The sequence below is a fragment of the Nocardia sp. NPDC056564 genome, assembly GCF_042793755.1.
In the GTDB taxonomy this organism is placed as follows: Bacteria; Actinomycetota; Actinomycetes; order Mycobacteriales; family Mycobacteriaceae; genus Nocardia.
On the sequence record NZ_JBHTUR010000007.1, the window covers coordinates 209675 to 231284 of the forward strand.

The window sequence follows — 21610 nt, forward strand, 5'->3', positions numbered from 1 at the left end:
GACCCGGTCCGCGCCGTCGGTCGAGACGGTGGTCCACATCTCGCGCTGCCGGTCGCGGTGTCGGACACGCCCGCGGAGCCGGACCAGCGACCGTGCTCGTCGTGGATCTCGCCGACGATGCCGGGGAGACCGTGCTCGCGCACCGCCGCGTCCAAGAGGTATTGCACCGCAAGGTGTTCCGTCATCCGGCTGCCTCGAGCGTGTGCCGCACCCTGGTCTGGAGATCGGTGCGATCCACCCCGGCCAGGGCGAGCGCCCGCGGCACGGTTCCGATCTCGGCGCGCAGAATGCCGAGCAGCACGTGCGCGGGCCGCAGGTCGCGCTTGCGCGGAACGGAATCGAGGCCGCGCTCCAGCGCGAGCTTCATCGAGGCGCCGACCTTCGGCGAGCCCTTGTGAAAGCCTTGTGCGCGTGGCACGTTCAGCTCGGCCAGGGACACCCCGGCCGCGCTCAGGCTGTGCTCGAACTCGCGGTGCAGCGCGTCCCGAAGCGCCTGCTGGTCGAGGCCGACCGAGGCCAGCACCCGCTGCGGCGCGGTGCCAGGCTGCGCGGCGATCGCGAGCAGCAGATGTTGCGCCTCGACGGTGGGCGACCCGTCGCGTTGCGCCTCGCTGCTGCCCTCGGTGATGACCGTGTGCAGGTATTCGTCGAATGAGGTCATGGTCAGCGCCTCCTCAGGCTGACGCCGGCGGCGATGAGCCGCTTGGCGTGCTTCTTGTGCACGGCTTGCCGGGTGACGCCGAGCGCCTCGGCGACCTGCGGCCAGCTCCAGCCCGCCCGCATCGCCTCCTCGACGGCACTGTCCTCCAGCTGATCGGCCAAGCGCCGCAATGCGACCACGGCCGCGAGCCGGTCCGCGGGACCGTCGGCGCCGGGGGTTTCGGGGATGGGCATACAAGCAACTCTAGTTGACTAACTTCGATATAGTCAACCTTGGTTGCTAACGGCTGCGTCGTATCGTCGGGATGTGGGAGCAGACAACGACACCTGGCCGGTGGCGCAGGTGCGGATCGCCAGGCCGACCGATCGGCTCGAGGCGGTGGTGCGGTTCTACGTCGAGGGTCTCGGGTTACGCGAGCTCTTCCGGTTCGCGAATCACGAGGGCTACGACGGTGTGCTGGTCGGGCTGCCGGGGACCGGCTACCACCTGGAGTTCACGACGCATGCCGACGGCAGCCCCGGCGCCGCGCCGAGCGCGGAGAACCTGCTGGTGCTGTACTTCGCCGATGCGGCAGGGATGTCCGAGGCCGCGCGCAAGCTGACGGAGTTCGGTGTCGAACCGGTCGAGGCGGCGAACCCGTACTGGGCGGCCAACGGCGGCTTGACCTTTCCCGATCCGGACGGCTGGCGGGTGGTGTTGATGCCGCGGCCGGTGTTCTGACCGGGTCAGTGGTTGAGCGCGGCCACGCCGAGCATGAGACCCGCGCCCGCCACGGTGCAGGCGAGGGTGAGGCGGGACGGGTGCACGGCGTGCGCCTCGGGAAGGATGTCCGCGGTCGCCAGGTAGAGCAGGAAGCCGGCGAAATACCCGAGGTAGAGGCCGACGACGCCGTGCGGAACGCGGATGAGGGAGCCGAGGATCGCGCCGACGACCGGGGCGACGGCGTCGAGGGCGAGCAGGGTGAGCGCGCGTTTGCGTGCGTTGCCGTAGAGGGTCGAGATGGTGAAGGTGTTGAAGCCGTCGGCGAAGTCGTGCGAGATGACCGCGATGGCGACCGCGGCGCCGACGGTGGCGCCGGCCTGGTAGCCGAGCCCGATGCCGAAGCCGTCCAGCAGACTGTGGAAGATCAATCCCGCGGCGGCGAGCAGGCCGACGGATTCGAAACCGTGTGTGTGCGTGCCGAATTCCTGCTCGTGCCCGGTGTGGATGGCGACCGCGCGCTCGATCACGTGGATGGTCAGGAATCCGCCCACCGCGGCGATCAGCGCGGCGGGCACGCCGAGCACGTGCCTGCCGGACTGTTCCAGCGCCTCGGGCAGCAGGTCGAAGAAGACGACGCCGAGCATCACGCCCGCGGCCAGGCCGAGCACCAGGTGTTTGCGGTCGCCGATGCGCACCGCGACGAGGCCGCCGACCAGCGTCGCGCACATCGACACCAGCCCCAGCAGAATCGCCATCGTTCCAGCATGGGTGATCGGCACGGGCGGGAACGTTAGCACGGGCCGGTGAGTTCGCCGGACCGTCGCCCGGTGCCGCTCAGGCCGGGCGCACGGCCGCGCCCAGCGTGCGCAGCCCTGCGGTCAGCGTCTCGGCCGTCGGCGCGTTGTCCGGGTCGACCAGCCACTGGATGAGCAGTCCGCCGATCAGGGTCTGCAACACGGCGCCGACCGCGGGGTCGGTCGAGTCGTCGGCGAAGAAGTGTGAAAGTCCCTCGCGCGCTTGGGCTTGCGCGATGCCGAACTCGGTGCGGAGCTCGGGGGAGTGCAGCGCCTGGGCGAAGCTCTCGGCATTGGCCGACCACAGCGGCCGGTCCGCGGTGAACGAGTCGATCAGGCGCTGCAGGAAGGCGTGCAGCCGCACGGCCGGGTCGGCGGGGTCGGCGGCGGGCGGTGAGTCGAGGATCTGCTGCACCGCGCTCGCGGTGGTCTCCATCATCGCCTGGGTGAGCAGCTTGTCCCTGGTGCCGAAGTGGTAGTTGATCGCCGCGAGGTTGGTGCCGGAGGCGGCGACGATGTCGCGCACGGTGGTGCGGGCGTAGCCGCGTTCGGCCAGGCACCGCTTGGCCGCGGCGAGCAGATCGTCTCGGGTTCCCACCTGCGCACGATAGCAGCCGGGCATACGTGTGTTTGTGACGATCGTTTCAAACATTTGTTTGTGACAAGTGTTTGAAACGTGCGTATGGTCGGAATCATGACCGCACAGCGCCCCATTTCCCCGTTCGAATCCACGTTCTTCGGCACCGGTACCAAGCTCGGCAGCGTCCCCACCGGCGGTATGCCGCTGTTCATCGGCTCGACCGTGCACGGTGAGCTCGAACCCGAGATCCTGCGCCGGGTACTAGGCGAGCTGGCCGCCGGCCATCCACTGCTCCGCAGCACGGTGGTCACCGCGGCCGACGGCACGCCGCACCTGCGCCGCGCCGACGACTATGTCCCGCGCCTGGACATCGCCGACGGTGACGAGGTCGACTACCTGCGACTGGTGAACGGCCCACGGGACTGGACCGGCGGGCTGTTCCGCGCCCGGCTGTTCCGCGCAGGCAGGCGCCAGCAGCTCGTCCTGGTCATCCATCACGGAATCGCCGATGGCCGTTCGGCTTTCGCGCTGCTTGCCGAGCTGTGGCAGCGCTACTCCGCGCACGTCGCGGGAAGCCCGCTGCCGGTGGCTGATTCGAACCAGGCGTTGCCCGAGGCGGTGGATATCCGGCTCGCTGAGGTCTTTTCCGCTGCCGAGGTGGCCGAGTTCCTGGAACTCGCCGCCGCGGGGGTGACGATGATCGATCCGGCGGCGGCACCGCGCCGATTGCCCTACGCCGGGGTCGCCGACGATCCGCTCGGCCGATTCGCGGTGCGCCGCATCGAATTGGATACCAGGGAGACCGCCGCGCTGATCGATTCCGCGCGGTCGCACGGCCTCTCGGTCAACAGCCTGCTCGCCGGCGCCGCGCTGGTCGCGTTCCGTGCGCAGCTGGAGCCGAATACCGGTGCGCTGCCGATGATCTGCGGGCACGCCGTGGACGTGCGCGGGGAGCTGCGGCCGCCGCTGCCCGCGCGGACGATGCTCAACGCCGCGTCCGGCGTCGGCACCGCCGCCGAGGTCGAGCCGGACCACAGCCCGATCGACCTCGGCCTGCTGGTGACGGCGGGCATGCGGGCCGCCGCCGAACGCCATGACGCGGGCCGGTTCCTGCTGGCCGCACAGCGGGTGACGGACCCGGCGGCGGCCGCCGCGTTCGCCGCGCCGCCGACCCTCGCCATGTCCAATATCGGCCGCCTGCCCGCGCATTCGACCCCCGCGGGCGTCCAGCACATCCGCGACGACGTCTTCGCGATGGGGCCCGGCATGCCGCCGAAGCTCACCGTGTTCACCGTCGGCGACCGGCTCACCGTCCAGGTCGAGCACGACACCGCGGAGCACAGCCGGGCGCAGATGGGCACGCTCGCACAGGCGCTGCGCGAGCAGCTCGGACGGTGCGCGACTACTTCGGCCGGTCGGCTCCGGTGAACCGAATGGTCAACTGGCGAGCCCACTTCCGGTGCGGCTTCGGTGGCGGGGGCGGCAACGGCGCGTCGTGGTCCACGTCGGTCTGTACCTCGTAGCGCCGGATGTAGGCCCCGGAGAAGGCCTGCACGGTCGCGGTGACCGGAATCGCCAGCAGGGCGCCGGTCGCACCGAGCAGGGCCGCGCCGGCCAAGACCGCGCCGAACGCGACGGCCGGGTGCATGTCCAGCGTGGTCGCGGTGATTCGCGGTTGCAGCACGTAGTTCTCGAACTGCTGATACACCACGATGAAGCCGAGGATCCACAGCGCGTCCGAGGGGCCGTGCACCAGCGCGACGATGATCGGCAGCGCGCCGGCCAGATAGGTGCCGACGGTCGGGATGAACTGCGACACAACGCCGACCCACAGCGCGAGCGCGAACGCCGACGGCACGTCGAGCACGCGCAACGCGACGTAGTGCGCCACGGTCGAGGCGAGCGCGAGCAATCCGCGCGAGTAGATGTAGCCGCCGGTCTTCTCCACCGCGATATCCCAGGCGCGCAACACGTGTCGCTGCTTGCGCGGTGGCAGCAGCGAGCAGACGGCGTTGCGGAAACGCGGTCCGTCGGCGGCGAAGTAATAGGTGAACAGCAGCACGCCGAGGGATTGGAAGACCACGCCGACCGTCCGCGTGCCGATGTCCCAGGCGTTGCCCGCCGCGCCCTCGAGGTATTTACTCCAGTTGCTGGTGTATTTCTCCAGGTCGGTACCGGAAAGGTGGGTCTTGAACGTGCGGTTGACCCAGTCGATGCCCTGATCGGCGTACTGCGGGGCGTTGTTGACCAGGGTGGTGACCTGATCGATGAGCAACGATCCGAGCGCCCAGAAGAAGGCGAAGACGACCGTGGCCAGGACGAGAAAGACCACCCCGGTGGCGAGTCCGCGTTTCATCCCGCGCCGGGCCAGCCAGTTCACCGCGGGTTCGATGGCGAACGCGAGGAACAGCGAGACCAGCAGGATGGTGAGCAAACCCTGCAACCGGGTCAGGGCCCAGAAGCCGGCGAACAAACCGGCCACCGTCGCCGCCGCGAGCAGGAACGCCCGCAACAGCCACGGCGGCGGGCTGGTCGTCATCTCCGCGGTGACCACAGTCGCACCGACTGCCGCCTGGGTCGCGGCGGGAGGCGTCGTTTCGTCGTCATCCGCGGGCACACCGCCAACGTACCCACGATCGCCGCGGCGCACGCCCGCAACATGCGGACGGGCTCACCCGCCCGCTCAGGATCTCGACCGCATGCCGGCGGCTCGGTGCACGGACCCGCCTGGGGCTACGCGGGTGTCACATGGTCGAGACGTCGATGACGAAGCGGTAGCGGACGTCGCTGGCCACCACGCGGTCGTAGGCGCCGTCGATCTCGTCGGCGGAGATCACCTCGATCTCCGCGCCGATGCCGTGCTGGGCGCAGAAGTTGAGCATCTCCTGGGTCTGGGCGATGCCGCCGATCATCGAGCCGGCCAGCGAGCGCCGGTAGCCGGTGATGGTGAACGGCTTGATCGCCATCGGGTTTTCCGGCAGGCCGAGGATCACCAGGGTGCCGTCGAGGGCGAGCAGCTTCAGGTAGTCGTCGATCGGCAGGTCCGCCGAGACGGTGTTGAGAATGAGGTCGAACTTGCCGCGCAGCTCGCGGAAGGTCTGCCGGTCGCTGGTCGCGTAATAGTGGCTCGCGCCGAACAGCTTGCCGTCCTCCTGCTTGCTCAGCGAGTGGCTGAGCACGGTGACCTCGGCGCCGAGCGCGGCCGCGATCTTCACCCCGACGTGCCCGAGCCCGCCCATGCCGATGATGGCCACCTTCTTGCCCGGCCCGGTGTTCCAGTGCCGCAGCGGGGAGAACAGGGTGACGCCCGCGCACAGCAGCGGCGCGGCCTGGTCGAGTCCGATGCCCTCCGGGATGCCGACGACGAAGTTCTCGGTGACCACGATCTGGGTCGAGTAGCCGCCCATCGTGTACCCGTCGACCTGCACCGACGGATCGACGGTCGTGTTGTAGGTCATGGTCGCGCCGCGGTGGCAGTACTGCTCCTCGTTGGCCAGGCACGGCCCGCACTTGCCGCAGGAGTTCACCATGCAGCCGACGCCGACCCGGTCGCCGACCTGATACTTGCTCACCTCGGACCCGACCGCGGCGACCAGGCCCGCGATCTCGTGACCGGGCACCAGGGGGTATTTGGTGCCGCCCCACTCGTTACGCGCGGTGTGAATGTCGGAATGGCAGATGCCCGCGTATTTGATATCGATCAGCACATCGCGGGGACCGAGATCCCTGCGCTCGATCGTCACCTTCTCGAATGCGCCATCGGAGGCGGATAGGGCGTACGCGGCAGCAGTTGTCATGCATACATGCCTACCGCCGCATGCGCCTCCATGCCAAACGCAAGCCATAACGAACTCGCCTGAATTTCCGACACGCGGGGATATCGGCGGTGGTCGACGACGGACCGCGCCATTTTCTGATCTACGGTGAAGATCTCCGGCCACAATGGAATTCGCAGGTATCGAGGCGGAGAAACGATGAATGAGCAACGGTTCGGCGGCCGCGCGCTGGCGATGATCATCGCCGCGCTGCTCGCCGTGGCCGCGTTCCTCGGTTACCGGGGTGAGCTGCCCAGCTGGTCCGGCGGCACGACCGAGGCGGCCGCGCCGCTGCTCGCGCCACCACCACCGCTCGATCCGCTGGCGGTCGCCGCGGCGGTGGACCCGGCGTTGGTCGATATCACCGCCTCGACCAGGCCGTTCGGGCTCGGCGCGGCCGGCTCGGGCATCGTGCTCACCGCGGACGGCCAGGTGCTGACCAGCCATCACGTGGTCAAGGGCGCGGACACGGTCACCGTCACCGATGTCGGCAACGGCCGCGAGTACGACGCGGTGGTGCTCGGGTACGACTCCGAGGCCGATATCGCACTGCTCGCGCTGACCGGCGCGACCGGGCTGCCGACCGCGCGAATCGGCAGTTCGGCCGGCGCACGGGTGCGCGACGAGGTGCTGGCGATCGGCAACGCGGGCGGCGTCGGCGGCACCCCGACCGCGATCCAGGGCGTGCTCACCGATCTGGACAGCACCATCGTCGCGCTGAATTCCGCCGACCTGTCCCGCAAACCGCTCACCGGAATGCTCGAGGTCGCCGCCGCGGTCACCTCCGGGCAGTCCGGGGGTGCGCTCGCCGATCGGGAGGGCGCGGTGATCGGGGTGATCGCCGCGGCGTCCGGCGATCCGGCGCGCGCGGTGAGCAGGCCGCCGAACGGTTACGCGGTGCCGATCGATACCGCGATGCGGGTGGTGCAGCAGATCCGCTCCGGCACGCCGACCGACACCGTGCACGTCGGGCCGACCGCGACGCTCGGCGTGCTGGCCACCGACGCGAAACCCAGCGGGGCCCGCATCGATCTGGCGCTCTACGGGCTACCCGCCTACGCGGCCGGGCTGACGCACGGCGAGGTGATCGTCGCCCTGGACGGTCGCGAGATCACCTCGGCCCGCACGCTGCACGCCGCGATCAACGTGCACAAGCCCGGCGACTCGATCCAGCTCGACATCCTGGACACCGCGGGCGCCCGGCGCACGGTCGCCCTGGTGCTCGCGCTCGGCACGCCGAATTAGACCAGCGACAGCCAGTAGTCCTGGAACCGCAGGAAGATCAGCACCAGCACCACCGCGTAGAACAGCGCGACGATGGTCCAGCGCCATTCCGCGAGGATGCGCAGCGGGCCCCGCGACCCGCCCCAGAGCTGATCGGTGACGACCGCGAGCAGCGGGGTGATGATCGCCCACACCACCATGCAGTACGGGCACAGCGCGTTGATCCGATACAGGCTCTGGAAGATCAGCCAGCCGACGAAGCCGACGCCGAGCAGCAGCCCCAGCCACAGCCCGCCCCAGATCCATTGCGGAAACCCCACCCCGGCCACCGACAGCACCGCGAGGGTGACCAGCACGGAGAAGCCGACGATGCCGATGATCGGATTCGGGAATCCGAACACCGCGGCCTGCTTGGTCACCATCACCGATCCACAGGACAGGATCGGGTTGATGCTGCACGACGGGGTGTAGCCCGGGTCGGTGAACAGCTTGAACCGTTCGATGGTCAGCGCCATCGCGGCCAGCCAGCCGGCCAGCCCGCCCAGCAGCAGGATCCAGGCCGCCCGGGGTGGGGCGGTGCTCACTGCGCCGCGGCGGCAGCGATCGCCGGTGCGAGGCCGCCGGGGCCCATCAGCTCCTGGCTCGACTGGATCTGCTTGCCGTTGACGAAGACCGACGGGGTGGACTGGATGCCGCTCTTGAGCACCTCATCCGTGCGGGCCTGAATGTACTTGTCGTACTTCACATCCGTGATGCAGTTCGCCACCGAGTCCGGGTAGCCCGCGTCCTTGGCGATCTGGACCAGCTTGTCGTTCGGCAGGCCGGCGCCGCCCTCGGCGGGCTGCTGGGCGAACATCGAGGTCAGCCAAGCCATGTACTTCGACGGGTCGGCCTCGGCGACGCAGTACGAGGCGTTCGCCGCGCGGGTCGAGTACCGGGTGCTGGACGCCTTGTCCAGGAACGCGATCACGTTGTATTCGACCGCGATGGTGCCGTTCTTCACGTTGTCGTCGAGCACCTGGGAGTTGGCCGCCTCGAAGCCCTTGCAGGCGGGGCACTGCAGGTCGGCGACGACCCGGACGGTGACCTTCGCGCCGGGCTTGCCGATGCGGATCGCGCCCTTGTCGGTGATCGTGCCGGTGATGCCCGCCGGGTCCGCGTTCGCGGCGGCCGCGATGGCCGGGCTCGGGCCTGGGTCGTCCTTGCGCGCCTTCTTCACCGCGACACCGATACCGATCGCCGCGATGAGCGCGATCAGGACAGCGGCCACGCCCACTTGGATGAAGATCTTGCGGTTGCGGTCGCTGCGATCCGCCGCCAGCAACGGGTTCTTCTTCCCACCCGGGTTCTTGCTCACCGTGCGTTCACCACGCCTTTCGCTCGAGACTGCCGGTACCTGCCGCCACGATGGTAGAGCTGGAAACTCATCCCCGCGTGATCGGGCCACGGCCACATCATCATGGGTGAACCTGAGAGATTCCGAAATATCGGGCGCCGACGCGGCAGTGGGTATCCCGCGGTTGTCATACCCGCCGGGTAGGAATTGTCAGATGACAGTTCTCGGTGCGGTATTTCGTCCACAGAATCCACCGGAGCGGTTGCGGGCCGTGGCCCGGGTCGCCGAGGAATCGGGGCTGGAGCAGTTGTGGCTCTGGGAGGACTGCTTCCTGGAGAGCGGGATCGCCAGTGCCGCGGCGGTATTGGGCTGGACCGAGCGGCTGCACGTCGGCATCGGCCTGCTGCCGGTGCCGCTGCGCAACGTGGCGCTCACCGCGATGGAGGCCGCCACCCTCGACCGGTTGTTCCCCGATCGGGTGCTGCTCGGCGTCGGCCACGGGGTGCAGGATTGGATGGGTCAGGTCGGCGCGCGGGTCGAATCCCCAGTCACGTTGCTCGGCGAATATCTGGACGCGTTGCGCGCGTTGCTGGCCGGCGAGCGGGTCACCACCGCAGGCCGCTATGTGCGGCTCGACGACGTGGCGCTCGACTGGCCGCCGTTCGCGCCGCCGAAGATCTACGCCGGCGCCCAGGGTCCGCGTTCGATTCGACTGTGCGGCTCGCATGCCGATGGGACGCTGCTGGATTCGATCACCGACGCCGACGGCGTGCGGGCCGCGCGGACGTTGATCGACGAGGGGCGGATCGCCGCCGGTCGTACCGATCCGCATCCGGTCGTCGCGAGCCTGCTCGCGGTCACCGGCCCGGATGCCGAGGCACGGCTGGCCGCCGAACGGACGCCGAAGCACGCGCCGGGTGCGGGCGTCGCGGGTGGTGCGCAGGTGGTGGCCGACGCGGTGCACCGATTGGTCGACGCGGGCGCGGACACCGTCATCATCCAGCCGACGGCGGACGAGCCGGATCCCGAAGGCTTCGTTCGTTTCGTCGCGGAAGAGGTCCGCCCGCTGGTCTGAACCCCGTGCGCGGTGGCGGGCGCCGTGCCGCCACCACCCTCGCGGTCAGGCTTCGGCGAGCCGGCGCTTCTGCTCCTCGACGTCGAATTTCGCCGGGGGCCACTCCAGGTCGAGGCGTTCGAGCGCGTCGATAAGCAGTTCGGTGATCGCCAAGCGGGAGAACCACTTCCGGTCGGCCGGGATCACGTGCCACGGGGCGTACTCGGTGTTCGTCCGATCCAGCATGGCCTGATAGGCCTCCTGGTAGGCGGGCCAGTAGCCGCGCTCGTCGATATCGGACGGATTGAACTTCCAGTACTTGTCCGGCCGTTCGAGGCGCTCCATCAGGCGTTTCTTCTGCTCGTCGAGCGAGACGAACATGGCCACCTTCACCAGCGTGGTGCCCTCGTCCACGAGTTCCCGCTCGAACGCGTTGATCTCGTCGTAGCGCGGTTCCCACTCCTGTTTCGGCACCAGGTTGTGCACGCGGACCACCAGCACGTCCTCGTAGTGCGAGCGGTCAAACACGCCGAGCTGCCCGCCGCGCGGCAGCGCCTTGCGGATGCGCCACAGGTAGTGGTGGCGCTTCTCCTCCTCGGTCGGCACGCCGAACGCGTGGTGGTCGACGCCCTGCGGGTCGACCGAGCCGATCACGTGCCGGACGATGCCGCCCTTGCCTGCGGTGTCCATGCCCTGCAACACCAGCAGCACGCTGCGCGAATCACCGGACCGGCCGTTGGCGTAGAGCCGTTCCTGCAACGCCGAGAGCACCTCGGTGCGCTCGGCTTGCAGTTCCTGGCCTGCCGCCTTGTCGCCCTTGAACCCGGGCGTGCCGTCGGTGTCCAGGTCAGCGATCCGCAAACCATCGGCTTTCAGGGCCTCGGTGGCCGGAACGGACCACTGCTTCTTCGCCATCTCCCACAACTACCACAGCGGGGGCCCGGCTCAGCGGATGTGCGCGAGACCGATCAGCTGGGCCGCGAAGTCCTCGTCGGAGACCGGGGTGAGGATGAGGTCCTGCGACGTGGTCAGCAGGTAGCGCCCGTCGCCGGTGAAGTCGAGCCAGGTGCGGTGCCGGGTGGGCGGCGACATCGGGTTGTCCGGTTCCACGGTGACGGTGAGGAAACCGCGTCCGTCGACCGGTTTGCGCAGGGTCTGGCGGAACCGGGCGGCGGCGCGATGCCCGTTGGTGAGGAACTGCTCGTCCCGGTCCGGGCCGAGCACCGCGTCCTGTGGTTCGCGCATGGTGCCGAGCTTGCCCGGCTGCGCCGAGCCGATGATCTGCACCAGGCGCTCGCCCACCTGGCGGGCGTGGCACATCAGCACGGTCACCTTGTCCGGGGTGGCGACCAGGATGCCCGCGTGATTGTGCACCACCGCGGCGAAGGCGAGGATGCGCTCGGTGTCCGCGTCGCTGCCGTTGCGTGGGGGTGTGCCGCGCTCGCCGGAGACGGTGATGGTGGTCGCGTCGGTGCGCCCGCACAGCATGAGCGCCGCGGCCAGATCCGGGTCGGCCTGCCGGGCGAAGCGTTGCGGCAATCGCAGTGCGGCGTACTCGGATTCGGTGCGCACGGTGGCCGCGGGCACCATGTTGACCGGGTACGGCCTGCGGTCCAGGCTGGTTTCGTTTTCCCAGACGTGCGAGAACTCGTCCGGGGTGAGCACCCATTTCACCGCGCGGCGCCCCCGTCGCCCGCCGGCCGTGGTCCGTCGGGAGGTGGGATGAAGCGGGGCACATGATTGCCCGAGGCGGGCATGGTCGGCGCGTAGACGTAGGTCATCGTGTCCCGGACGTCGGCCTCGACGTCGGCGGCGGCGCTGTCGTGCGCCATCCGCCGCTGGCCGCCGTAGACCGCCTCGGCGGCCGGGTCGGCCAGCGGCCGATACGGCAGCGGTGCCGGGATCGCGCCCCGAATGGTCTGCGCGGCATCGCAATTCAGCTCCATCAGGCGCGCGACGGCGCGGCATACGTCGTGTGCCGCGGTGCCGGCCAGGATGAACTCCCTGGTGGCCCGCGCGGCGGCGTCGGCGGCGCGGCCCGACCAGCGGGCGAACTCCCGGTTGGTGGCGTCGGAGAAGGCCTGGAACGCCTCGGCGAGCGCGTCCGCGTTCGCCTGCCACGCGGCCGAGGCCTGGCCGAGCGCGGCCGGGTCGAGCGCCTCGCGCACGAGGTCCCAGATCTCCTGGTGGCTGTAGGAACCGAAGCGTTCGCGGTCCGGTGCGTAGGCGGGATCGGTTGCGCCGGTGGGTAATCCGGCCAGTTCCTGGCGGATGCTCTCGGCGGCGGCGCGGGCGGCGGAATCTGCCATGGCTGCCTCAACCGGCCCGGTGCGGGGTCATCGGGCCTCTAGGTGCTCGGCGACCAGATCGATGGCCGCCTTGTTCGCCGCCTCGGCATCGGCGAACATCTTGCCCGCCGCCAGATACGCGGCCTTGAACAGCAGCGCGGTCTCCTGAAAGGCGGCGAGGGTGTCCAGGTATTGCCTGCCCTTGTCGCCGAAGCCGCGGGTAAGTCCGTGCCCGCTCGGCAGATTCGGGAAGCCGGTCACGTCGGTGACGAGGTGTCCGTCGAACATGGCGTGATGTAGGTCCTCGACCAGCTTGTCGCAAGCGGCAGCGAGGTTTTCGGCGACGTCGGGCGCGAGCTCGAACGGCTGACCGGTGCCTGCCCCGGTGGCCGCCGCGTAGAGTTGTCTTGCCGTTCCCTGCCCGGTGTCCGGTACCGCCATCTGGGAAACCCCCTCTGTTGGTCCACTCCGTAGCGCCGTACTTGAACGGGCACTCTACCGGGCGGTAACGCTCGCCGGGACCCGCTTGGCCGTGCGGTCCCGCTGTGATGTGAGGCACGATTGTTAGACTTCACAGTGGCCTGAGGCGGGTGTGTGCAGAAAGGGCGACCGGTGCCCGAATTCGACGAAGTACTGCCGAAGTATCTGCGGATTTCGGGGTATCTGCGCGATCGAATCGAGCGCGGTGAACTCGCGCCCGGCGCCGAGGTTCCGTCCGAACGTGAGCTCGCCGCACAATGGAAAGTGGCCCGCCCGACCGCGGCGAAGGCGCTGAATACGTTGCGGCAGCAGGGAATTGTGGAGTCACGCCGGGGTTCCGGCACCTACGTGGCCGACGGTCCGGTGGTGCGGGAGCGCGCGCCGCACTACGGCTCGGCCTATGCGGAGGGGGCGACCGAGACCGTGCTCGAGGCCGCGATCGTCGCCGCACCGGGTCATGTCGCGGAGGCGCTCGGGGTGCCGGGGGGAAGCGCGGTGCTCATGCGGAAACGGTTGACCGGCAGCGGAACTCGGTCCGGCGAGCTGGCCACATCCTGGTTCGGCAGCGAACTCGCCGAGCTCGCGCCGCGGCTGCTGCGCGCCGAGCGGCTGGCCGGCGGCACGCTGCGCTATCTCGAATCCGTTACCGCCCTTCGGATTTCCTACCTTCGCGACCGGGTCGCCGCGCGGCTCGCCACGGCCGACGAGCGACGGCACCTCGGGTTGGCCCGGCCGGCCGCCGTGCTGGTGTACCAGCTGACGCTGCACGCCGCCGACGGCACCGTGATCCAGCTCGACGAGATGGTCAACCCGCCGGCGAAATGGATGTTCCAAAAGGAATATTCCAGCAGGTCATAGGCCCTTTTTCTGATTGACACCCCGGTGTGACGGATGGCATAGTCACGGATATCGGAAGTGGCATAGGCCAACGGGTGGGAGGTGCGATGTTCGATCAATTGACCGTCGGTAGCTGGGTGATCGTCGACGAGCACTGCGGGGTCCGGCGCACGCCCATGCAAATGGACGACCACCTGACCTACGTCTTCGACAGTGGCGGAAGCGAATTCGAACTCGCCCTGGCTCCACAGATATTACAGCGCATGGTCGAACTCAGTGCCGACCCGCCGCCCGAGGACGACGATCCGGACTGACTCGGGAGAATCCGGTTCGTCGAGCGCCTTCTCGCTGTCCGCCGAAATGCGCGGCGAGAAGGCATTTCTCTCACCGGGATCTCAGCTACCCGTCGATATGCTGGGCAAATGAGCACACTCCCGGACACGTTGGTGACGGTGGCCGAAGACCTGGACTCGGTGACCACGATCGGCGCCGAGGACGATCCGGCGGCGGCCGGGTTGACGGCGGGTGCGGTCGACGCGCTGTGGGAATCGGTGCGGGACTGGTATCGGCTCGGGACGACCCCGGCGATCCAGGTGTGTGTGCGGCGTAACCGGAGGATCGTAGTGAACCGGGCCATCGGACACGGCTGGGGCAATGCGCCGGGCGACGGCGCGGACGCGACGAAAGTGCCGGCCACGCCGGAGACCCCATTCTGTGGATTCTCCACGGCGAAAGGAGTTTCCGCGGCGCTGATGTGCATGCTGATCGAGCAGGGCGCGTTCGGGTACGACGATCCGGTGTGCCGCTACATTCCGGAATTCGCGGCCAACGGCAAGGAACGGATCACCATCGGTCACGTGCTGAACCATTCCGCGGGCGTGCCATTCGTGACGCCGCCGTATAAAGGGTTCGAATTGGTCGTGGACGAGGAATTGGCCGTGCGCGGTCTCGCCGACCTGGTGCCGAGTTGGCCGCCGGGCCGGTTCCGCATTTATCACGCGATGACCAGCGGGCTGATCCAACGCCTGCTGGTGCAACGGGCGACCGGAAAACGCATGCGGGAACACCTCGCCGAACAGGTGCTCACGCCACTGGGCTTCCGCTGGACCAACTTCGGCGTCCGGCCTCAGGACGTCGACCGCGTCGTGGCCGGGGTGAAGACCGGACCGGGACCGTCGCGCATCTCGAAATACCTGGCGCGCAAGGCGCTCGGCGGCGGGATGGGCGGCGCGGTCTCCGACGCCGCGACCCGGAGCTTTCTCACCGCCGAACTCCCGTCGGGCAACCTCGTCACCACCGCGGCCGAACTGTCCCGCTTCTACGAGATCCTCACCCACGGTGGGGAACTGGACGGCGTGCGAATCATGCGACCGGACACGCTGCGTGCGGCGATACGACCCGCGCCGTGGCTGCCCGGCGTGGCCGGGCGGGTCAGCCGAGCCGGCTTCGAATTGGGCGGGCGCCGATCGAAGTTCGGCCGCGATACCCGGTCGCACTTCGGCCGCAGCGGATTGACCACGCAGTACGGCTGGGCCGACCCGGCCCGCGGCCTGTCCGGCGCCATCCTCACCAGTGGCAAGGCGACCACCGATACGCAGCGGCCGACGCGGCTCGTCGCGCAGATCTCCGCGACCGTCGATCGCCACGCCGGCAACAGCAAGCCGTCCTGGCTGTGAATGGTCGGCGCCGGAAATCTCCTGCCCCGTAAACGAGGGGCACGCGCGAACAATATGTACGCAAAAGCGCTGCCGTGTATCGGATTCGGACAGTATGCCGATACGCGGACCGGAGCGTGGTATCCGCGCTCCGGTCGAGATGGAGATCGAACATGTCGCAGTCGAACACCCGTAGACACAGAGCGCGGAAGGCAATCCTGCTCTCCGCCGCGGCGGGGGCATTGGTGCTCGCTCCCGCGGCGCTCATCGTGCCCGCCTTCGCCTTCCCCGATACCTCCGCCGCACCCACCGATACCCCCACCGCCGCGCCGGTCACCACCGCCCCGCCCGTGACCGTCCCGCCGGTGACCACGGTCCCCCCGGTCACCACCGCCCCACCGGTGACGACAGCTCCGCCGGTGACGACCACACCTCCGGTCACCACGCCGCCGGTGACCACCACCCCGCCGATCATCACCCCGCCGGAAACGACCGTGTTCCCGCGGCCGACCGAGCCGGACGACCCCTACAACCACGACGGCTACGACGATTGGGGCTACGACCGATTCGGTTACGACCGGGCCGGATACGACAAGTGGGGCTACGACCGCCAAGGCTATGACCGCCAGGGCTACACCGCCCAGGGCTGCGCCCGCTCCGGCGACGACCGCCCCGACGCCGACCACGCCGCCTGCGAGCTCCGCCGGGCCCGCCCCGCCACCGGCAGCGCCGGCCGCTGATTCAGCTCAACCGAGGCAGAGGGCCGCGTCGGCGACGGCGGTCATGTCGCCCTGATGCACGACCGTGGTGAGCGGGTCGGGCAGTTGGTTGAGGGTGATGGTCACCGCCCTGGCGGGGGTGGCGGCGTTGATGACGACGAAGCCGTTCATGGCGCCGCCGTGGCTCCAGACCTCGAGGCCGCAGGCGTTGGTTCGATGGAAGAGGCCGAGGCCGAAATCATCGGTGCGCAAGGGGTCGCCGGACGGGACGACGTGTTGCATGTCGGCCAGTTGGGCCGGGGGCAGCAGATCGCCGGAGAGCAGGGCCATGAAGAAGCGATTGAGGTCGGTGCCGGTCGACACCATGGCGCCGTCGGACAGGCCCCAGCCCGGATCGATGTCGGTGATATCGACCAGGGCGCCGTCGAATTGGTGGTAGCCGCGCGGATGCGGCAGGCGGATGATGTGCTCCAGCGGGAACAGGGGCCAATAGGTGTCGCGCAGGCCGAGCGGGATGATGATCCGGCGGGTGACCTCCACACCGACCGGCTGACCCGTGACCCGCTGGATCAACTCTCCGGCCAGCAGGAAGTCCGTGTTGGAGTAGCCGGTACCGGTGCCAGGGGCGAAACCGGCGGGCTGATCGAGACCGAGCCGGATCAATTCCGTGGCCGGGCGCGGCCTTTGCAGGTCGGCGACCGAGGTCAGGTTCAGGTAGGTCAGGTAGTCGGGTATTCCGCTGCTGTGCTGCAACAGATCTCGCACGGTGATCCGGTTACCGTCGCCGCCCGGACCGTTGACCATGCCGGGAAGGTACTGCTCCACCGGAGCGTCCAGGCTGATCCGCTGTTCCGCGGCCAGCTGCAGGACGACCGTCGCCACGAAGGTCTTGGTGTTGCTGGCGATCCGGACCTGGGCGTTGTCCGGAAACGCCGCGCCGGTGCCGAGATCTCCGATACCGCTGTCGAGTTGGCGGTTCAGGCCGTCCCCGACGACCACCAGCTGCGCGCCGGGCACGCCGACGCGCTGCACCAACTGATCGAGATAGGTCTGCAACTGCGCCGTGGGGGTGCCCGGTTCGCCGACCGCGGAACCGGGCGTGATCGAAAACGTCGCTGCGACAACGAGAACCGAACTCATCAGGAATCGCCGCACCGGGTCTCCATCGTCGTCTGACTGGGCCACCAGGGTTATCCCCGGCCGGAGGAAGATCGTTTCCGATTCCGGTTATTCGGGGCGGGTCGCGCTGACGTATTGCAGCAGCCGGTGCACATCCTGCTCGATGTCGACCAGGCCCGCCGCGGCGAACAGATCGGGGAAGGTCCTGGTGTCGAAGACCCGCAGCCCGCTCCACCCGCCGACGACCCGGCTGAGATCGCCGAACGGATTGTCCGCCCGGTAGCTGGTGGTGATGGCGATCCGCCCGCCGGGCGCGAGCACGCGCAGCATCTCGCGGGTCGCGCCGATCGGATCGGGGATCAGATAGAGCGCGCCGAAGCAGCACACCGCGTCGAAGGTCCCGTCCGCGAACGGCAGCACGCGCGCGTCGCCGCGCAGATACCCGACGCGCGGACCCGCGTTGTCCGCGACCGCACGGGCGAGCATCGGTTCCGAGTAGTCCAGGCCGACGGCGAACCCGTCCCCGGTCAGCGCGGTGCTCAGATGGCGGGTGAAATTGCCCGGCCCGCAGGCGATATCGAGCACCTTCTGTGCCCCGCCCAGGCGCAGCGTGCTGATCGCGTCGCGCCGGTCCGACTCCGTCGTGCGCCCGCTGGCCAGGTAGAACAGCGCGGGCCGCCAGGCCCGCTCGTACACCGCGGCCAGCGCCGGATGGTTCATCGTGCGTCGCGCCAGATTCATCGGGGTGCTCCTCGCAACATCTTTCAGACTCGCGCGACTTCGATCGTCATCCCCGCCGCCCGCAGGCGCTCGGTGAGCGCGTCACCCATTGCCGCCGCGGGGGTGAGGATGCCGGCCAGCTCGGGCTGCTTGTCGGTGTCGAAGGCCAGCGACAGCCCGCTCTCCCCGAGCAGCACCGCGGTCGCCTTGTAGCCGGGATCGCCCTTGCCGGAGAAGGTCGCTACGTACTTGGCGCCCGAGGAGGTCCGGGTGAACGTCTTCATCGCGAACCACCCACTGTCGCGGGCCTTTTCGCTCGGGCCGGTGCCCGGCTTGGGCAGCACCCGGTCGAGCAGCTTGCGCCCGGCCGACACCCGCGACAGCAGCGCTCCCGCCGCCAGGCCCGCGACGATGCCGCCCGCCATGCCCGCGGCCACCAGCGGCGCGGCCGGCGACTTACCCGCGCTCATCACCTCGCGGTAGCGGAAGTTCTTGCCGTACACCCAGCCGAGCAGGCCGTTGGTCCGGCGCACGATCTTGGTGTTGTGCGCGGCCATGACGAACGTGCTCACCCAGCCGTCCAGGCTCGGGTCGATGGCGCTGGCCCGGGACAACGCCTGATCGGACTGGCGCCCGACGTCCGGGTCCATCGACCGGTCCGGGCTCAGCGAATACGGGTGCGACAGCACCGATCCCTTGCTCGGATCGGCGGCGATCGCCTCCATCATCGCCCGGCCGGAATCGATGGTGCCGCCGCTGACGCCGCCCTTCAGCGACGCGACCAGCGTGGTCTCCTCCAGCTCGCCGGTGTTGTCCGCCAGCGAGCGCTGGTACAGCTGGTACACGCTCAGATCCGACGGAATCGAGTCGTAGCCCGCCGAATTCACGATCTTCGCGCCGGTCGCGACCGCCTGCTCGTGGTACCGGTCGATCGCGTCCCGGATGAACAGCGGCTCGCCGGTGAGGTCGGCGTAGTGCGTGCCCGCCTTAGCGCAGGCGGCGACCAGCGGCAGGCCGTAGCGCAGGTACGGACCCACCGTGGTGACCACGACCCTGGTCCGCGCGGCGAGCGACGCGAGCGCGGCCTCGTCGGTGGAGTCGGCCACCACGAGTCCCCAGTCGGCGGCGGCCGGGCCGAGCTCGGTGCGGACCTTGGTGAGCTTGTCCAGCGAACGCCCGGCCAGCGCGATGCGCGCGGACTCCGGTGCGGCGGTGAGCAGGTACTCGGCGGTCAGCTTGCCGACGAAACCGGTGGCACCGAAAAGGACTAGGTCGAACTCGCGATTGTCTGCCATGGTCTTCCGTTTCTGCGGTTACGCGTCGGTGCTCGGTTTGGACGCCTTCTTGGCCCGCACGCGCGGCTTCTTCGGCGCGACGGGCGGATGCTCGGCCAGCCACGCGTGGTGGACCTTGCCGAGCTCGGTGACGGGCGGCTCGCCGTAGAGCCATTCCCTGGAGATCTGATGCCAGTTCGCGGTGCAGCCGAGCTGACCGAGCATGCCGAAGGTGAGGAAGTCGGCGCGGCGGGAGAACAGATGCTCCGGCGGCAGGTTCTGCTGCTTCATGCCGGTGAACTCGCTGGCCCTCGGGTCGACCGCGAGCAGGAACGCGCCGCTGGCCAGCTCCGGGGTGATGGTCAGGTCCTCGTCGATCAGACACCACTCGGACGCGGCGAGCACGTACTCGAGACACTCCTCGGCGCCGATCTCGTCCGGCGAGTCGATCACGCCGCGCTGGATCATCAACTCGCGCAGGTCTTCCGCGCGGTCCTCGGCGGCCGCGCGCAGGCAGGTCAGCTCGAACTGCACGTGCTCCGGGTCCATCCGGTTGAACAGCCCGAAGTCGAGGAAGGCGACCTTGCCGTCGTCGGCGAGCAGCACATTGCCCGGATGCGGGTCGCCGCAGAACTCGTTGAAGGTGAACAGCGAACCGACGTAGAAGCGGTAGATGATCTCGCCGAGCCGGTCGCGCTCGGCGTCGGGCAGCTGGCGGATCTCCTCGAAACCCTTGCCCGGCACGTACTCACTGACCAGCACCCGGGTGGTGCTGAGCTCGGGCATCGACCGCGGCACCACGATGAACGGATGCCCGGCGTAGAGCTCGGCGATCTGGAGCTGGGTGTTGGCCTCGGCCTGGTAGTCGAGTTCGCTTTCCATGTTGAGCCGCAGTTCGTCCAGCACCGCCGGGGTCACCCAGGGCATGGCCGATTGCAGCACCCGGCGAAACATGGCCAGGTTCTTCAGATCCGCGCGCACCGCGGCGTCGATGCCCGGGTACTGCACCTTGACCGCGACCCGCCTGCCGTCGTGCAGCGTGCCCCGGTAGACCTGCCCGATCGAGGCGGCGGCGATCGGCTCGGCCTCGAACTCGGCGAAGATCGCGCCGAGCGGCTGGCCGAAATCGTCCTCGATCACCTGGCGCATCGACTCGAACGACACCGACGGCGCGGCATTGCGCAACACCGCGAGCCGCTTCTGGAACCGCTCCCGGTGCGCCTCCGGCACCAGGTCCATGTCCAGCACGGACATCATCTGCCCGAGCTTCATGGCCACGCCCTTCATGGTGCCGAGCACCATGACCACCTGCTCGGTGGTGCGAATCATGGACTCCTCGGCCATCTTCGCGCGCACCGCGTCGGATCGTCCCCGCATCGACAGCCGTGCGCGTTGCGTCCGGATGACCGAGCTGGCTGCGACGGCACCGAGTTTGGTGCCACGAGCAAGCCGGGAGGTCGGTACTTGCTTCGCCATCGAGGTACCTCCATTGGTGCCAGTGCGCGGGGCGGTGACGCAGCCCACTCGGGCACACCGCTCGGGTTCAGAGTAGCCAACCGCGCGGCAAAGTCGAGCCCCTCGTCACACTTTTGCTAGCACCCCAGCTAGCACCCGGGGAGTCGGGCGTTTGATCAGTTAGCCGAGTTCGCGCCGGGTGCGGGCAGCACGTGCGGCTGCGCGTTGAACACCTCGGCGGAGCCGTTAGCACGCGCCATGCCGTCGATCGCGCTCCAGGCCATCATGGTCAGGTAGTCGATCACCGCTTCGCGGGACATGGTCTTGTTCGTGGTCCACCAGTGCGTGGCCAACTGGATTCCGCCGACCAGGACGTAGGACCACAGCATGGCGCCGTCGGTCTGGATGCCCTTCTCGGTCGCGCGGTCGATGATGACCGCGGCCACCACCTCGGCGAACAGCTTCTCGAATTCGGCCAGCGAGGACTGGTCGGCCGAGCCGTTGCCCATGATGAAGCGATAGACCTCGGGGTCCTCGTCGACCGTGCCGACGTACTCGGCCAGCGCCGAACGGACCAGCTGGTACTCGTCCGCGTCCAGGCTGATCGCGCCGTAGACCTTGGGCATCAGGGTGGTCTCGATGAACCGCTGCATGGTCGCGTGGACCAGGTCGTTCTTATCGGAGAAGTACCGGTACAGGACGGTTTTGGAGACGCCGATCTCGGCGGCGATCTCATCCATCCCGGCATTGGAGCCGCGCGCCCGGACCGCGGCGAGCGTGCCGTCGACGAGTTCCTCGCGGCGGTCGATCTTGTGCTGGCGCCAACGGCGTTTGCGGCCATCCGTTCGGCCGGTGCGCACCGCCGCCGGTCGGTCGGCGATCTCGCCGACGTCGACA

25 protein-coding genes are annotated in these 21610 nt (G+C 69.0%); 8 read left to right on the forward strand and 17 right to left on the reverse strand.

Annotated elements, in window-relative coordinates:
- Positions 1–181: 181 nt before the first annotated feature.
- Entirely contained in the window at positions 182–661 is a 480-nt protein-coding gene (locus tag ACFQ9K_RS19955) for a Clp protease N-terminal domain-containing protein (RefSeq protein WP_378720055.1), read from the reverse strand.
- A 2-nt stretch (positions 662–663) separates the two neighbouring features.
- The gene (locus ACFQ9K_RS19960) at positions 664–894 is read right to left on the reverse strand and encodes a hypothetical protein (protein ID WP_378720054.1); all 231 of its coding nucleotides are present in this window, start codon (positions 892–894) and stop codon (positions 664–666) included.
- A 73-nt stretch (positions 895–967) separates the two neighbouring features.
- On the opposite strand from ACFQ9K_RS19960, the gene ACFQ9K_RS19965 reads away from it, so the two are divergent.
- Positions 968–1381, forward strand: a complete 414-nt coding sequence (locus ACFQ9K_RS19965; RefSeq protein ID WP_378720052.1) for a VOC family protein — start codon at positions 968–970, stop codon at positions 1379–1381.
- A 5-nt stretch (positions 1382–1386) separates the two neighbouring features.
- Here ACFQ9K_RS19965 and ACFQ9K_RS19970 read toward each other — a convergent pair whose 3' ends face one another.
- Together ACFQ9K_RS19970 and ACFQ9K_RS19975 are read right to left on the reverse strand one after the other, a co-directional pair.
- Complete coding sequence (locus ACFQ9K_RS19970) at positions 1387–2118, reverse strand: ZIP family metal transporter (protein WP_378720050.1); 732 nt, start codon at positions 2116–2118, stop codon at positions 1387–1389.
- Between the two features lie 79 nt (positions 2119–2197).
- The gene (locus tag ACFQ9K_RS19975; protein WP_378720048.1) at positions 2198–2755 is read right to left on the reverse strand and encodes a TetR/AcrR family transcriptional regulator; all 558 of its coding nucleotides are present in this window, start codon (positions 2753–2755) and stop codon (positions 2198–2200) included.
- A gap of 96 nt (positions 2756–2851) precedes the next feature.
- Between ACFQ9K_RS19975 and ACFQ9K_RS19980 the strand changes: the two genes are divergently transcribed.
- The gene (locus ACFQ9K_RS19980) at positions 2852–4165 is read left to right on the forward strand and encodes a condensation domain-containing protein (RefSeq protein WP_378720046.1); all 1314 of its coding nucleotides are present in this window, start codon (positions 2852–2854) and stop codon (positions 4163–4165) included.
- On the opposite strand, the gene ACFQ9K_RS19985 is transcribed toward ACFQ9K_RS19980, so the two are convergent.
- Both ACFQ9K_RS19985 and ACFQ9K_RS19990 read right to left on the reverse strand, forming a co-directional pair.
- The gene (locus ACFQ9K_RS19985; protein ID WP_378720044.1) at positions 4140–5354 is read right to left on the reverse strand and encodes an AI-2E family transporter; all 1215 of its coding nucleotides are present in this window, start codon (positions 5352–5354) and stop codon (positions 4140–4142) included. The genes ACFQ9K_RS19980 and ACFQ9K_RS19985 overlap by 26 nt on opposite strands.
- A 127-nt stretch (positions 5355–5481) precedes the next feature.
- On the reverse strand, positions 5482–6534 hold the full coding sequence (locus ACFQ9K_RS19990; protein ID WP_378720042.1) for an NAD(P)-dependent alcohol dehydrogenase: 1053 nt from the start codon (positions 6532–6534) through the stop codon (positions 5482–5484).
- Positions 6535–6711: 177 nt separating this feature from the next.
- Here ACFQ9K_RS19990 and ACFQ9K_RS19995 point away from each other — a divergent pair, with 177 nt between their 5' ends.
- Positions 6712–7797 (forward strand): S1C family serine protease, encoded by a 1086-nt coding sequence (locus ACFQ9K_RS19995; protein ID WP_378720040.1) that lies wholly within the window; start codon positions 6712–6714, stop codon positions 7795–7797.
- Here the strand turns inward: ACFQ9K_RS19995 and ACFQ9K_RS20000 are convergent.
- Both ACFQ9K_RS20000 and ACFQ9K_RS20005 read right to left on the reverse strand, forming a co-directional pair.
- Positions 7794–8360 carry a vitamin K epoxide reductase family protein gene (locus tag ACFQ9K_RS20000; RefSeq protein WP_378720038.1) on the reverse strand — a complete coding sequence of 189 codons (567 nt, stop codon included), beginning with the start codon at positions 8358–8360 and terminating at the stop codon, positions 7794–7796. The genes ACFQ9K_RS19995 and ACFQ9K_RS20000 overlap by 4 nt on opposite strands.
- Positions 8357–9133, reverse strand: coding sequence for a DsbA family protein (locus ACFQ9K_RS20005; protein ID WP_378720036.1), 777 nt, complete (start codon positions 9131–9133; stop codon positions 8357–8359). The genes ACFQ9K_RS20000 and ACFQ9K_RS20005 overlap by 4 nt, the downstream gene beginning before the upstream one ends.
- A 193-nt stretch (positions 9134–9326) precedes the next feature.
- On the opposite strand from ACFQ9K_RS20005, the gene ACFQ9K_RS20010 reads away from it, so the two are divergent.
- Positions 9327–10187, forward strand: a complete 861-nt coding sequence (locus ACFQ9K_RS20010; protein WP_378720034.1) for an LLM class flavin-dependent oxidoreductase — start codon at positions 9327–9329, stop codon at positions 10185–10187.
- Positions 10188–10232: 45 nt separating this feature from the next.
- Here the strand turns inward: ACFQ9K_RS20010 and ACFQ9K_RS20015 are convergent, their stop codons facing one another.
- From ACFQ9K_RS20015 to ACFQ9K_RS20030, 4 genes are read right to left on the reverse strand one after another with little or no spacing between them, the layout of a single operon-like run.
- Complete coding sequence (locus ACFQ9K_RS20015; protein WP_378720033.1) at positions 10233–11081, reverse strand: polyphosphate kinase 2 family protein; 849 nt, start codon at positions 11079–11081, stop codon at positions 10233–10235.
- Between the two features lie 30 nt (positions 11082–11111).
- Positions 11112–11840, reverse strand: coding sequence for an ESX secretion-associated protein EspG (locus tag ACFQ9K_RS20020; RefSeq protein WP_378720032.1), 729 nt, complete (start codon positions 11838–11840; stop codon positions 11112–11114).
- A complete protein-coding gene (locus ACFQ9K_RS20025; protein ID WP_378720030.1) occupies positions 11837–12475 on the reverse strand; it encodes a hypothetical protein in 639 nt (212 codons plus the stop codon). The genes ACFQ9K_RS20020 and ACFQ9K_RS20025 overlap by 4 nt, the downstream gene beginning before the upstream one ends.
- Positions 12476–12502: 27 nt before the next feature.
- On the reverse strand, positions 12503–12895 hold the full coding sequence (locus ACFQ9K_RS20030) for a hypothetical protein (RefSeq protein WP_378720028.1): 393 nt from the start codon (positions 12893–12895) through the stop codon (positions 12503–12505).
- A 153-nt stretch (positions 12896–13048) separates the two neighbouring features.
- Here ACFQ9K_RS20030 and ACFQ9K_RS20035 point away from each other — a divergent pair, with 153 nt between their 5' ends.
- From ACFQ9K_RS20035 to ACFQ9K_RS20050, 4 genes are all read left to right on the forward strand, one after another.
- On the forward strand, positions 13049–13792 hold the full coding sequence (locus ACFQ9K_RS20035; protein ID WP_378720026.1) for a GntR family transcriptional regulator: 744 nt from the start codon (positions 13049–13051) through the stop codon (positions 13790–13792).
- An 86-nt stretch (positions 13793–13878) separates the two neighbouring features.
- Positions 13879–14085 carry a hypothetical protein gene (locus ACFQ9K_RS20040; RefSeq protein WP_378720024.1) on the forward strand — a complete coding sequence of 69 codons (207 nt, stop codon included), beginning with the start codon at positions 13879–13881 and terminating at the stop codon, positions 14083–14085.
- A 108-nt stretch (positions 14086–14193) separates the two neighbouring features.
- Positions 14194–15447 carry a serine hydrolase gene (locus ACFQ9K_RS20045; protein WP_378720023.1) on the forward strand — a complete coding sequence of 418 codons (1254 nt, stop codon included), beginning with the start codon at positions 14194–14196 and terminating at the stop codon, positions 15445–15447.
- Between the two features lie 152 nt (positions 15448–15599).
- On the forward strand, positions 15600–16166 hold the full coding sequence (locus tag ACFQ9K_RS20050; protein WP_378720022.1) for a hypothetical protein: 567 nt from the start codon (positions 15600–15602) through the stop codon (positions 16164–16166).
- Between the two features lie 6 nt (positions 16167–16172).
- On the opposite strand, the gene ACFQ9K_RS20055 is transcribed toward ACFQ9K_RS20050, so the two are convergent.
- From ACFQ9K_RS20055 to ACFQ9K_RS20075, 5 genes are all read right to left on the reverse strand, one after another.
- Positions 16173–17285: a serine hydrolase domain-containing protein gene (locus ACFQ9K_RS20055; RefSeq protein ID WP_378720020.1), complete on the reverse strand. Its 1113-nt coding sequence runs from the start codon at positions 17283–17285 to the stop codon at positions 16173–16175.
- Positions 17286–17372: 87 nt separating this feature from the next.
- Positions 17373–18005, reverse strand: a complete 633-nt coding sequence (locus tag ACFQ9K_RS20060) for a class I SAM-dependent methyltransferase (protein WP_378720018.1) — start codon at positions 18003–18005, stop codon at positions 17373–17375.
- A gap of 23 nt (positions 18006–18028) precedes the next feature.
- Positions 18029–19279: a saccharopine dehydrogenase family protein gene (locus ACFQ9K_RS20065; RefSeq protein ID WP_378720016.1), complete on the reverse strand. Its 1251-nt coding sequence runs from the start codon at positions 19277–19279 to the stop codon at positions 18029–18031.
- Between the two features lie 18 nt (positions 19280–19297).
- Complete coding sequence (locus ACFQ9K_RS20070; protein WP_378720014.1) at positions 19298–20734, reverse strand: ABC1 kinase family protein; 1437 nt, start codon at positions 20732–20734, stop codon at positions 19298–19300.
- 155 nt (positions 20735–20889) lie between these two features.
- The gene (locus ACFQ9K_RS20075; protein WP_378720012.1) at positions 20890–21573 is read right to left on the reverse strand and encodes a TetR/AcrR family transcriptional regulator; all 684 of its coding nucleotides are present in this window, start codon (positions 21571–21573) and stop codon (positions 20890–20892) included.
- Positions 21574–21610 lie beyond the last annotated feature (37 nt).